At 67.4% G+C, this 12,940-nt stretch carries 12 protein-coding genes; all 12 read left to right on the top strand.

All coding sequences use genetic code 11. From position 1 onward, the window contains the following. The 12 genes from ABQE93_RS03335 to ABQE93_RS03280 all read left to right on the top strand — a co-directional run bounded on the left by ABQE93_RS03335 (position 1) and on the right by ABQE93_RS03280 (position 12,936). Positions 1-798, top strand: a complete 798-nt coding sequence (locus ABQE93_RS03335) for an MlaE family ABC transporter permease (RefSeq protein ID WP_448405842.1) — start codon at positions 1-3, stop codon at positions 796-798. 1 nt (position 799) lies between these two features. Then, positions 800-1,669, top strand: a complete 870-nt coding sequence (locus tag ABQE93_RS03330; protein ID WP_448405841.1) for an MlaE family ABC transporter permease — start codon at positions 800-802, stop codon at positions 1,667-1,669. Positions 1,670-1,673: 4 nt separating this feature from the next. Beyond that, on the top strand, positions 1,674-2,885 hold the full coding sequence (locus tag ABQE93_RS03325) for an MCE family protein (RefSeq protein ID WP_448405840.1): 1,212 nt from the start codon (positions 1,674-1,676) through the stop codon (positions 2,883-2,885). Beyond that, positions 2,882-3,913 carry a virulence factor Mce family protein gene (locus tag ABQE93_RS03320; protein WP_448405839.1) on the top strand — a complete coding sequence of 344 codons (1,032 nt, stop codon included), beginning with the start codon at positions 2,882-2,884 and terminating at the stop codon, positions 3,911-3,913. The genes ABQE93_RS03325 and ABQE93_RS03320 overlap by 4 nt, the downstream gene beginning before the upstream one ends. Beyond that, entirely contained in the window at positions 3,910-5,484 is a 1,575-nt protein-coding gene (locus ABQE93_RS03315) for a virulence factor Mce family protein (RefSeq protein WP_448405838.1), read from the top strand. The genes ABQE93_RS03320 and ABQE93_RS03315 overlap by 4 nt, the downstream gene beginning before the upstream one ends. An 11-nt stretch (positions 5,485-5,495) precedes the next feature. After that, complete coding sequence (locus ABQE93_RS03310; RefSeq protein ID WP_448405837.1) at positions 5,496-7,127, top strand: virulence factor Mce family protein; 1,632 nt, start codon at positions 5,496-5,498, stop codon at positions 7,125-7,127. Between the two features lie 65 nt (positions 7,128-7,192). After that, complete coding sequence (locus tag ABQE93_RS03305) at positions 7,193-8,344, top strand: MCE family protein (RefSeq protein ID WP_448405836.1); 1,152 nt, start codon at positions 7,193-7,195, stop codon at positions 8,342-8,344. A gap of 3 nt (positions 8,345-8,347) precedes the next feature. Next, complete coding sequence (locus ABQE93_RS03300; RefSeq protein ID WP_448405835.1) at positions 8,348-9,910, top strand: MCE family protein; 1,563 nt, start codon at positions 8,348-8,350, stop codon at positions 9,908-9,910. Next, positions 9,880-10,521, top strand: a complete 642-nt coding sequence (locus ABQE93_RS03295; protein WP_448405834.1) for an Rv1363c family protein — start codon at positions 9,880-9,882, stop codon at positions 10,519-10,521. Before ABQE93_RS03300 ends, ABQE93_RS03295 begins: the two co-directional genes overlap by 31 nt. An 11-nt stretch (positions 10,522-10,532) precedes the next feature. Beyond that, positions 10,533-11,507 carry an RDD family protein gene (locus ABQE93_RS03290; protein WP_448406508.1) on the top strand — a complete coding sequence of 325 codons (975 nt, stop codon included), beginning with the start codon at positions 10,533-10,535 and terminating at the stop codon, positions 11,505-11,507. Beyond that, entirely contained in the window at positions 11,504-12,055 is a 552-nt protein-coding gene (locus ABQE93_RS03285) for an Rv1363c family protein (RefSeq protein ID WP_448405833.1), read from the top strand. The genes ABQE93_RS03290 and ABQE93_RS03285 overlap by 4 nt, the downstream gene beginning before the upstream one ends. After that, positions 12,022-12,936: a mammalian cell entry protein gene (locus tag ABQE93_RS03280; RefSeq protein ID WP_448405832.1), complete on the top strand. Its 915-nt coding sequence runs from the start codon at positions 12,022-12,024 to the stop codon at positions 12,934-12,936. The genes ABQE93_RS03285 and ABQE93_RS03280 overlap by 34 nt, the downstream gene beginning before the upstream one ends. The last annotated feature ends 4 nt before the right edge of the window (positions 12,937-12,940 follow it).

Genomic DNA, 12,940 nt, shown 5'->3' with positions numbered 1-12,940 from the left:
GTGACGGCCACTACCGGTATGACGGGTTATGTGCGTGAGCAGGTCAGGCCGGGCCTGGAGGCCGTTGGCGGCTTTGTCCGCATGTGCGTGCTCACCGGGAGGGCACTGTTCAAGCCGCCGTTTCAGTGGCGCGAGTTCGTTCTGCAGAGCTGGTTCCTGTGCCGGGTGGCGTTCTTGCCGACGCTTGCGGTCTCCATCCCGCTGACCGTGCTGCTGATCTTCACGCTGAATATCCTGCTCGCCGAATTCGGCGCCGCCGACGTCTCCGGCGCCGGTGCGGCGATCGGCGCCGTCACCCAGTTGGGTCCGCTGGTTACCGTGCTCGTGGTTGCCGGGGCCGGTTCGACGGCTATCTGTGCCGACCTCGGCGCCCGCACCATCCGCGAAGAGATCGACGCCCTCGAGGTGCTCGGCATCGACCCGATCCACCGTCTCGTCGTTCCGCGTGTGGTGGCCTCGACGTTCGTGGCGGTGTTGCTCAACGGCGCGGTCATCACCGTCGGGTTGGTGGGCGGCTTCATCTTTGGGGTGTATCTGCAGAACGTCTCGGCGGGCGCCTACGTCTCCACGCTGACGCTGATCACCGGGCTGCCCGAGGTGGTCATCTCGATCATCAAGGCGGGCACCTTCGGCCTGATCGCCGGCCTGGTCGGCTGCTACCGCGGCCTGACCGTCGCGGGCGGCGCCAAGGGCGTCGGCACCGCGGTCAACGAGACCCTGGTGCTCTGCGTCATCGCGCTGTTCGCAGTCAACGTGGTGCTGACCACGATCGGTGTCCGCTTCGGAACGGGGAACTGACGTGTCCACGACAACTGTCCTGCGTTCACGGTTTCCGCGGGGGTACACCCGCACCCAGAATGTGGTCTCCGCGCCGGCGCGGTTCCTCGACAGCGTCGGGCACGTCGCCTGGTTCATCGTCACCGCGATCGGTTCGATCGGGCACGCGCTGCGCTACTACCGCAGGGAGACCCTGCGGCTGATCGCCGAGATCGGGATGGGCACCGGCGCGATGGCCGTCATCGGCGGCACCGTGGCGATCGTCGGCTTCGTGACGCTGTCCGGGTCGTCGCTGGTCGCGATCCAGGGCTTCGCATCCCTCGGCAACATCGGTGTCGAAGCGTTCACCGGGTTCTTCGCGGCGCTGATCAACGTCCGCATCGCCGCGCCGGTCGTCGCGGGCCAGGCGCTGGCGGCCACCGTCGGCGCCGGCGCCACCGCCGAACTCGGCGCCATGCGCATCGCCGAGGAGATCGACGCGCTGGAGGTGATGGGCATCAAGTCCATCTCGTACCTGGTGTCGACGCGCATCATGGCCGGCTTCATCGTGATCATCCCGCTGTACGCGATGGCGATCATCATGAGCTTCCTGTCCGCGCAGGTGACCACGACGTTCTTCTACGGGCAGTCGATCGGCACCTACGAGCACTACTTCCGCACGTTCCTGCGGCCCGACGACGTGTTCTGGTCGTTCATCCAGGCGGTGATCATCGCCGTCATCGTGATGATCAACCACTGCTACTACGGATACTTCGCCAGCGGCGGTCCGGTGGGCGTCGGCGAGGCCGTCGGCCGGTCGATGCGGGCCTCGCTGGTCGCGATCGTCGTTGTTGTCCTGCTGGCCTCGTTGGCGCTCTACGGCGTCGACCCGAACTTCAACCTGACGGTGTAGCGCGATGACGGCACCTTTGAACGAACCTCGTACCCCGCCGTACAAACTGGCGGGGCTGGTCCTAGTGCTTTTGAGCATCGTCGCGCTGGTGCTGGTGTACTTCCAGTTCCGCGGTGACTTCCTGCCCCGCACCCAGCTGACCGTGCTCTCCGCGCGGGCGGGCCTGTCGATGGATCCCGGCGCCAAGGTCACCTACAACGGTGTGGAGATCGGCCGGGTGACGGCGGTCGACGGAGTCACTGTCGGCGACGAGCCGCGGGCCAAGATCACCCTCGACGTCGACCCCAAGTACCTCGACCTGATTCCCAGGAACGTCGACGCCAGCATCGACGCCACCACGGTGTTCGGCAACAAGTACATCAACTTCTCCGCGCCGGAGAACCCCACCCCGGAACGGATCACGTCGGCGGACGTGATCGACGTGACGTCGGTGACCACCGAGTTCAACACCCTCTTCGAAACCGTTGTCGAGATCTCCCAGCAGGTCGACCCGATCAAGCTGAACCAGACGCTGGCGGCGACGGCGGAGGCTCTCGACGGGCTCGGTGACCGGTTCGGGCAGTCGATCATCCACGGCAACGAGATCCTGTCCGACATCAACCCGCGGATGCCTGAGATCGCCGAGGACAACCGGTTGCTCGCCGATCTCGGCGAGGTGTACTCCGAAGCCGCGCCCGACCTGTTCGACGGCCTGGAGAACGCGGTGACCACCGCGCAGACGCTCAACGAACAACAGGGCAACATCGACCAGGCGTTGATGGCCGCGATCGGCTTCGGCAACGCCGGCGGCGACGTCTTCGAACGCGGCGGGCCCTATCTGGTGCGCGGCGCAGAAGACCTCATCGTGGTCTCGGAAATCCTCGACAAGTACAGCCCCGCGCTTTACTGCATGGTCCGCAACTACCACGATGCGGAGCCCAAGGTGGCCGCGTCGCTGGGCGGCAACGGCTACTCCCTGCGGACGCTGTCGGAGCTGATGGGTGCCGCCAACCCGTACGTGTACCCGGACAACCTGCCGCGGGTGAACGCCAAGGGCGGCCCGGAAGGGCGACCGGGATGCTGGCAGCCGGTCACCCGTGACCTGTGGCCCGCGCCGTATCTGGTGATGGACACCGGCGCCTCGATTGCGCCGTACAACCACTTCGAGTTGGGCCAGCCGATCCTGATCGAGTACGTCTGGGGACGCCAGATTGGGGAGAACACGATCAACCCATGAGAATCACAGGTACCGCCGTCAAGCTCGGCATCTTCTCGCTGGTGCTACTGCTGTTCACCGCGATGATCATCGTGGTGTTCGGCCAGATGCGATTCGACCGCACCACCGGGTACACCGCGATCTTCTCCAACGCCAGCGGGCTGCGGGAAGGACAGTTCGTCCGGGCCTCGGGTGTGGAGGTCGGCAAGGTCGAGAGCGTCAAGCTGATCAACGGCGGCTCGCAGGTCGAAATCGGCTTCAACGTAGACCGTTCGCTGCCGCTGTTCGAGGGCACCACTGCGTCGATCCGGTACCTGAACCTGATCGGTGACCGCTTCATGGAGCTCAAGCGTGGCGACAGCGACCAGCGCCTGCCCGGCGGCGGCACGATTCCGCTCGAGCGCACCGAACCCGCACTGGACCTGGACGCGTTGATCGGCGGGTTCCGCCCGGTGTTCCGGGCGTTGGACCCCGACAAGGTCAACAACATCGCCCAGTCGATCATCACGGTCTTCCAGGGCCAGGGCGGCACGATCAACGACATCCTCGACCAAACCGCGTCGCTGACGTCGGCGCTGGCCGACCGCGACCAAGCGATCGGCGAGGTGATCCGCAACCTCAACACGGTGCTCGACACGACCGTGCGCCATCAGCAGCAGTTCGACGAAACCGTGCAGGATTTCGAGAAGCTGATCACGGGGCTGAAGAACCGGGCCGATCCCATCGCCACATCCGTCGCGGGAATCAGCGACGCGGCAGGCACGGTCGCCGATCTGCTCGCCGACAACCGCCCGCTGCTGCAGGGCACGATCGGCCACCTCGAAGGGGTTCAGCAGCCGTTGGTGGACCAGCGCGATGAGCTCAACGATCTACTGGTCCGGCTGCCCACCGCGTTCAAGATCATCGGGCGCGCGGGCGGCATCTACGGTGACTTCTTCAACTTCTACGCCTGCGACATCTCGATCCGGATGAACGGGCTGCAACCCGGCGGGCCGGTGCGGACCGTCAAACTCTTCAGCCAGCCGTCGGGTAGGTGCACGCCACAATGAGAACTCTGGAGGGATCGAATCGGGTCCGCAGCGGGTTGATGGGCATCATCATCCTGGTCCTGGTCATCGGCGTGGGACAAAGCTTCGCCAGCGTGCCGATGCTGTTCGCGACGCCGACCTACTACGCCTACTTCTCCGACACCGGCGGCCTGACTAACGGTGACAAGGTCCGCATCGCCGGCGTCGACGTCGGCGAGGTGCGCAGCATGGATATCGAGGGCGACAAGGTCAAGATCGGGTACTCGCTGGGCGGCACGCAGATCGGCGTCGACAGCCGTGCGGCCATCCGCACCGACACCATCCTGGGTCGGCGCAACATCGAGATTGAGCCGCGCGGCTCGGATCCGTTGCGCGCCAACGGCGCCCTGCCGCTCGGCCAGACCACCACGCCGTACCAGATCTACGATGCGTTCTTCGACGTGACCAAGGCGGCCTCGGAGTGGGACACCGAAACCATCAAACGCTCGCTGAACGTGTTGTCGGAGACCATCGATCAGACCTACCCGCACCTGAGCGCCGCGCTCGACGGGGTGGCCCGGTTCTCCGAGACCATCGGCAAACGCGACGACGACGTCAAGAAGCTGTTGGCCAACGCCAACAAAATCGCCGGGGTGCTCGGTAACCGCAGCGAGCAGGTCAACCAGCTGTTGGTCAACGCCCAGACCTTGCTCGGTGCGATCAACGAGCGCAGCTACGCCGTGGGCGCCCTGCTCGAGCGGGTCAGCGCGTTCTCCGCACAGCTCAAGGGCTTCATCGACGACAACCCGAACCTCAACCGCGTGCTCGAACAGCTGCGCGTGGTCAGCGACGTGTTGCGCGAGCGCCAGTACGACCTGATGGACACGCTCACCACGATCGCCAGCTTCGTGGCGTCGCTGGGTGAGGCCGTCGCCTCCGGCCCGTACTTCAAGGTGATGCTGGTGAACCTGTTGCCGGGCCAGATCCTGCAGCCGTTCATCGACTCCGCGTTCAAGAAGCGCGGCATCGATCCGCAGAAGTTCTGGCGTGACGCGGGCCTGCCGGCGTGGCGGTTCCCGGATCCCAACGCGCAGGGCTTCGACAACGGCGCTCCGCCGCCGGGCCCGGCCGTGCTGGAGGGCACGCCCGAACATCCCGGTCCGGGTGTGCTGAAGGGGCATCCGTGCTCGTACACCCCGCCTGCCGACGGCCTGCCGAGGCCGGACAACCCGCTGCCGTGTGCGGGCCTGACGACCGGTCCGTTCGGCGGTCCGGCCTACGGTCCGATCGACGTGGTCACCTCCGATCCGAACGCGCACGGACCGCAGCCGTCGCCGGGTGTGCCCGCCGCGGCCATCCCCGGCCAGGTTTCACCGCCCGTGCCGGGTGCGCACGGCCAGCCGGCGCCCGGGCCGCCCGGGTCCCGCACCGTGCCGGTCGGGCAGGATCCCGCGCAGCCCCCGTTGCCGCCGGACTTCACGCCTGGCATCGCTCCGCTGCCGCCCGCACTGCCGGCACCGCCGGTCCCGGGGCCGGGGCAGCAGTTGGCGCCCGCCGGGCAGCCGCCGCTACCGGGCAATCCACCGTTCCTTCCGCCAGGCTCACAGGGATAGGGGGCTAACCGATGTCAACTATCTTCAACGTCCGGAACCTGCGGCTGCCCCAGGTTTCTCGCGCCGCGGTGATCATCGGCGTCCTGGTCGTGGTGCTGGCGCTGGTGGCGGCCGTGGTGGGCTACAACCTGTACCGCAAGCTGACCACCAACACGGTCGTCGCCTACTTCACCGACACGCTGGCGCTGTACCCGGGCGACAAGGTGCAGATCATGGGCGTCAAGGTCGGTTCGATCGACAGCATCGAACCGGCGGGCGACAAGATGAAGGTCACCTTCCACTACGACAACAAGTTCAAGGTCCCCGCGAACGCCACCGCGTCGATCCTGAACCCGAGCCTGGTCGCGTCGCGCACCATCCAGCTCGCCCCGCCCTACACCGGGGGACCGGTGATGGAGGACAACACCGTCATCCCGCTGGAGCGCACCCAGGTGCCGGTCGAGTACGACGAGCTGCGGGACTCGATCAACCGGATCCTGACCGACCTCGGGCCGACACCCGAACAGCCGTCGGGTCCGTTCGGCGAGATCATCGAATCGGCCGCCGACGGCTTCGCGGGCAAGGGCGAGCAGCTCAACCGCACGCTCAACGGGTTGTCCGAAGCGTTGTTCGCGCTCAACGAAGGCCGTACCGACTTCTTCGGCGTGGTCAAGAGCCTGGCGCTGTTCGTCAACGCGCTACACCAAAGCGATCAGCAGTTTGTCGCATTGAACAACGACCTGGCCGAGTTCACCAACGCGTTCACCAACACCGACCGCGAGGTGTCCAACGCGCTGCGCGACCTCAACGAGCTGCTGAGCACCACCCGCCAGTTCCTCGACGAGAACGCCGAGGTGCTGGTCCACGACATCGACAACCTGTCGTCGGCCACCACAGCGATCCTGCAGCCCGAGCCGCGCGACGGGCTGGAGACCGCACTGCACGTGTTCCCGACCCTGGGCGCGAACCTGATGAACATCATCTCGCCGGTGACCGGCGGCGTGATGGGCATCCCGGTGATCAACAACTTCGCCAACCCGCTGCAGTTCGTGTGCAGTTCGATCCAGGCGGCCAGCCGGCTGGGTTATCAGGAATCGGCCGAGTTGTGCGCGCAGTATCTGGCGCCGATCCTCGATGCGATCAAGTTCAACTTCCCGCCGTTCGGGCTCAACCAGTTCTCCTCGGCGTTGACGCTGCCCAAGCAGATCGCGTACTCCGAGCCGAGGCTGCAGCCGCCGGCGGGCTACAAGGACACCACGGTGCCGGGCATCTGGTCTCGTGACACGTTGTTCTCGCACGGCAACCACGAACCGGGTTGGGTGGCCGCACCGGGTATGCAGGGCGTCGACGTGCAGCCGTTCACCGCGAACATGATGACCCCCGAATGCCTGGCCGAGCTGATGGGTGGACCGGACTGCGTGATTCCGCCCGCGCCGCCGACCCCGGGTGGACCGCATCAGGCCGGGCCGCCGAACGCCTACTCCGAGAACACCCCGCTGCCGCCGCCGTGGTACCCGCAACCGGGGCCACCGCCGGCGCCTGCTCCGGGCGTCATCCCGGGTGACCCGGGCGGCTCACCGCTGGCCGGACCCGTGCCGGCGCCCAGCGGTCCGGCGCCAGCGGCGCCGGCGGGACCCGCGCTACCGGCAGAGGCAGGCCGCTGATGAGCGCTCGCGTGAAGAACAGACGGCCGCTGATGAGCGCTCGCGCGAAGAACAGAGGTTCGGCAATGAGGGCTCGCAGGGTGAGCACGCTCCTACGCCGCGCGGTGGCGCTGGGTGCGATCGCGCTCGTGGTGAGCTCCTGCGGGTCGTGGAAGGGCATCGCGAACGTTCCGTTGCCCGGCGGCCCCGGCACGGGTGGCAACGCGTGGACCGTGTACGTGCAGATGCCGGATACGTTGGCGCTCAACGTCAACAGCCGGGTGCGCGTCGCCGACGTGTACGTGGGCCGGGTGCGTGCGATCGAGCTGAAGAACTGGGTCGCGACGCTGACGCTGGACCTGGAGCCCAGCGTGGAGCTGCCGAAGAACGCGCTGGCCAAGATCGGCCAGACCAGCCTGCTGGGCTCGCAGCACGTCGAGCTGGAGCCCCCGCCGGATCCGTCGTCGGAGCCGCTGCGCAACGGCGACACGATCCCGCTGCAGAACGCGTCGGCGTATCCCACCACCGAACGGGTGCTGGCCAGCATCGCCACCATCCTGCGCGGCGGCGGCGTGCAGAACCTCGAGGTCATCCAGACCGAGATCAACAACGTGCTGACCGGACGGGCCGACCAGATCCGGGAGTTCCTCAACAAGCTGGACACCTTCACCGACGAGCTCAACCAGCAGCGGCAGGACATCACGCGGGCCATCGACTCGACCGACCGGTTGTTGGCGATCGTGGCTCAGCGCAACAACACCCTGGACCGGGTGCTGACCGAGTTCCCGCCGCTGATCAAGCACTTCGCCGAGACCCGCGACCTGTTCGCCGACGCGGTCGAGGCGGTCGGCCGGATCAGCGTGGCCGCCGACGAGTCGTTGGGTCCGGCCAGCGACGATCTCAACACCAACCTGGCCAACCTGCAGCGGCCGCTGCGGGAGCTGGGAAAGGCGTCGCCGTACCTGTTGGGGGCGCTCCAGCTGATGCTCACCGCGCCGTTCTCGATCGAGAACGTGCCGAAGGTGGTGCGCGGCGACTACCTCAACGTGTCGCTGATGGTCGACCTCACACTGTCGGCCCTGGACAACGGTGTGCTGACCGGCACCGGTGTGTCGGGCATGCTGCGCGCGCTCGAACAGTCGTGGGGCCGCGACCCGGCGACGATGATCCCGGACGTGCGGTTCACCCCGAACCCGCACAACGCACCGGGCGGACCTCTGGTGGAAAGGGGTGAGTGAGCTGTGCTGACCAGGTTCATCAAGATCCAGCTGGTGTTGTTCACCATCCTGACCGTCCTCGCGCTGGTGGTGCTGGGCTGGTACTACCTGCGGCTGCCTGCGCTGGTCGGGATCGGCCAGTACACACTGCACGCTGAGTTGCCGCGCTCGGGCGGGTTGTACGCCACCGCCAACGTCACCTACCGCGGCACCCAGATCGGCAAGGTGACCGAGGTGGAGCCGACCGAGACCGGTGCGCGCGCCACGATGAGTATCGACGACCGCTACAAGATCCCAGTCGATGCGACGGCCAACGTGCATTCGGTGTCGGCGATCGGTGAGCAGTACCTGGACCTGGTGTCCACGGGTGACCCGGGCCAGTACCTACAGCCGGGCGCGACGATCACCGAGAGCACGGTGCCCAGCGAGGTCGGGCCGGCGTTGGACGCCGCCAACGAGGGTCTGGCCGTGCTGCCCAAGGAGAAGATCGACACCCTGCTCACCGAGACGTCGAAGGCGGTCGGCGGGTTGGGTCCGGCGCTGCAGCGCCTGGTCGATTCGACGTCCAGCCTGGCGGCCGGCTTCCAGGAGCACTTGCCCCAGGTCGACGACATCATCGTCAACGCCCGTCCGATCCTGGACAGCCAGGTGCAGTCGGGCGACAACATCGCGCAGTGGTCGCGCAACCTCAACGTGATCGCGGCGCAGGCGGCGCAGGAGGATGCGGCGCTGCGCAGCGGTCTGCAGCAGGCACCGCCGACGTTGGATCAGGTCAGCGGGGTGTTCGGCGGTGTGCAGGAATCGTTGCCGCAGACCTTGGCGAACCTGTCGGTGGTCATCGACATGCTCAAGCGCTACCACAAGGGCCTGGAGCAGACGCTGGTGATCTTGCCGCAGGGCGGTGCGGCCACCCAGGCGGGCACGCTGTTCGAGGACCTGGGCCAGCTGCCGCTCGCGCTGTCGATCAACCAGCCGCCGCCGTGTCTGACGGGCTTTTTGCCCGCCTCGGAATGGCGTTCGCCCGCCGACACCAGCATGGCGCCGCTGCCCAAGGGCACCTACTGCAAGATCCCGAAGGACTACCAGGGCAACGTCGTGCGTGGTGCGCGTAACTATCCGTGTGTCGACGTCCCCGGCAAGCGCGCGGCGACGCCGATGGAATGCCGCAGCGACGAGCCCTACGTCCCGCTGGGCACCAACCCGTGGTACGGCGACCCGAACCAGGTGCTGTCCTGCCCGGCTCCGGGCGCGCGCTGCGATCAGGGCGTCAACCCCGGCTTCGTCGTGCCCGCGCCCTCGGTGAACAGCGGGGTCAACCCGATGCCGGCCAGCGAACTGCCTCCGGCGTTGTCGACGGCGCCGGTCAGTGACCCGCTGAGCCCGCCGGGACAGGGCAGTGTCACCTGCAGTGGACAGCAGCCCAACCCCTGCATCTACACTCCGGCACCAGGGCCACCCGGTTCCACGGCGGTGTACAGCCCGACCAGCGGCCAGGTGGTCGGACCCGATGGCGTCAGGTACAACGTCAGCAACTCGAGTAACCCAGGAGACGACGGATGGAAGGAGATGCTGGCACCCGCCAGCTGAACCCCACCGATGCTGATGCTGTGCCGGAGGATGCTTCCGCAAAGCCCGACGAGTCGTTAGCAGTATCCACAGAAGAAGATCAGACAGAAGATCCGACCGACCAGCGCCGCCCACCGCGGCTGGGTCGCGGCTGGGCGGTGGGCATCTGCGCGACGCTGGTGCTGCTCGCCGCCGCCGGCGGGGTCGGCGGCTATCTGGCGCTGAAGGCCAACCAGCAAAACGAGGCGACCGCGCGTGCGGAGGCGGCCGCCCTGGCTGCCGCGAAGGACTGTGTGGCCGCCACGCACGCACCCGACACCGCGGCGATGAGCGCGGCGCAGGCCAAGATCATTGAATGCTCGACGGGTGACTTCGCCGTGCAGGCCTCGCTGTACAGCGGGGTGCTGGTCGACGCCTACCAAGCGGCCGACGTTCAGGTGCAGGTGTCCGATATGCGCGCGGCGGTCGAGAAGCACAACGCCGACGGCTCGTTCGACGTGCTGGTCGCGGTGCGCGTCCAGGTGACCAACTCCGACACCGAAGGCCAGGAGCAGGGGTACCGGCTGCGCGTCCAGATGGCGCCCGACGAGGGCACCTACAAAGTCGCCAGGCTGGACCAGGTCACCTCGTGACGCCACCGACCATGACGCTCGACATCGCTACCGACATCCCGGCCACCGACGAGGTGGTCCCACCGCCGCTGGCGTCCTGGCCCGCGCGGGTCGGCGCCTTCGCCATCGACGTGCTGGTGGGACTCGGGGTGCTCGCGACGCTGGGGTTGGTGGCGTGGACGGCGCCGCTGCGGGGCTGGCTGTGGTGGGTGTTCACGGCGACGGCGGCGGTCGTGGTGCTGGCGATGGCCGTGAACCGGTTGGTGTTGCCCGCGGTCAAGGGATTCAGCCTGGGGCGCGCACTGTTCGGGATCGCCGTGGTGAACCGGACCGGGTCGCCGGTCGGGGTGTGGCGGCTGCTGGTGCGCGACCTGGCGCACCTACTGGACACCGCGGCGTTGTTCGTCGGCTGGCTGTGGCCGCTGTGGGACAGGCGCCGTCGCACGTTCGCCGATCTGGTGTTGCGCACCGAGGTGCACCGGGTCGAGTCCGGTGCCCGCGACGTGCGCCGGCTCACCGCGGTGGTGTTGATCGCGGCGGCGCTGTTGTCGGCCGTGGCGGTCGCGTTGAGCGCCGCGGTGGTGTACCGCCACGACCGCGCGATCGAGACCGCGCGCGTGCAGATCGCCGAGCAGGGGCCGCGCATCGTCGAGCAGATGCTGACCTACAAGAAGGACACCCTGCAGCAGGACTTCGCCAGGGCCCAGTCGCTGACCACCGAGTCGTACCGCGAGCAGTTGATCGCCCAGCAGCAGGCCGTGCAGAACTCCGGGGTGACGTCCAACGAGTACTGGGCGGTCAGCAGCGCCGTGCTGCCGATCCCGCCCGTCACCCCGACGAGCGCGTCGATGCTGCTGGCGATGCAGGGCCAGCGCGGCGACGACCCCAACAACCTGAAGTTCATCACCGCGACCGTGCGGGTGAACTTCGAGAAGACCGACGGGCAGTGGCGCGTCGCCGATCTGACGGTGCTCAAGAGACCGATGATGAACCCGGAGGGCCAATGAGCCCGCGCCGCCGTATCGACGCCGCCGAACCCGACTTCTTCGAGGTGACGCCGAAGGCTCCGCGCCGGTGGGGACTGCCGGTGATCGCCACGGTGGCGTCGCTGCTGATGGTCGCCGCGATCACGCTCAGCACGCTGATGCTGATCAACCATGAGGCGGACCGCCGGACGGCAGTCAAAGACGCGATGGCGTTGGGCTATGTGCGCGAGTTCATGACCGACTACACCTCGCTGGATCCGTTCCACGCCAACGCATATGTGGACCGAATCCTCGCCGAGGGCACCGGTGAATTCGCGTCGATGTTCAACGAGAAGAAGAACGCGATCCTGGTCCAGGTGGCGCGCCAGGAGCCGACCACCGGCACCGTGGTGGAGGCCGGGGTGCAGCGCTGGAACGACGACGGCAGCGCCGACGTGCTCGTCGCGACGACGGTCACCTCCAAGTCCCCGGACGGCAAGCAGACCTATGAGAGCGGAAGTCGCTGGATCGCAACGACTGTCCAGGAGGGAGAGCAGTGGAAGATCAGCCAGCTGATTCAGGTGATCTGACCGCCGCCGAGGATGCCAAGGACGCCGAGCCGTCGGCGCCCGCCGGTCGCCGCCGCTGGTTCTCCCTGCGTCGCCGCACGAAAACCGCTGGGGCCGAGGATGTTACCGAGCAGGACCAGAGCGTCGAGCCGGAGCAGCCCAAGCCGGTGCCGCGCGGTAAGGCGGCCCGCGCCAGCAAGTCGGTAACCACGGAGCCGGAGGTTCCCGAACCCGAGGTCTCCGAGCCAGAGGCGCCCGAGCCGGAAGCCACCGAACCGGAGGCGACCGAGTCGGACGTCGCCGATGAGGACGCCGCCGATGAGGACGTCGCGGCCGACGAAACGCCCCAGGAGCCCGAGGAACCACCGGTACTCGTTGCACACCGGCCCGCGGGTAAGCGGTTGGCGATCGCCGCGATCGTCGCCGCTGTGCTGTTCGTCGGCGCCGCAGGCTTCGCCGCCGCGATGGTGCAGCCGTATCTGTCCGAACGGGCGACCGTGCAGATCAAACTCGACGTGGCGCGCACCGCCGCCGACGCGATCACCACGCTGTGGACCTACACGCCCGAAGACATGGAGAGCCTTGCGGACCGGTCTGCGGCATATCTCGGCGGCGACTTCGAATACGAATACCGCAAGTACATCGACGCGATCGTCGCACCCAACAAGCAGGCGCAGGTCTCCAACACCACCGAGGTGATGGGCGCGGCGGTGGAATCGCTGACCCCCACCGAGGCGACCGCGATCGTCTACACCAACTCGGTCGCCACCAGCCCTGTCACCAAGAACATCCCGTCGCTGCGCTACCTGTCGTATCGGTTGACGATGGTGCGTGACGACGCGGACTGGTTGATCACCCGCATGTCCACCGTGACGTCACTGGACCTCACACCACAGCTGTAGCAAC

The sequence above is a fragment of the Mycolicibacterium sp. XJ662 genome (assembly GCF_053484035.1).
The sequence above is the reverse complement of the archived record's forward strand: the minus strand, read 5'-3'. Positions and strand labels throughout refer to the sequence as shown.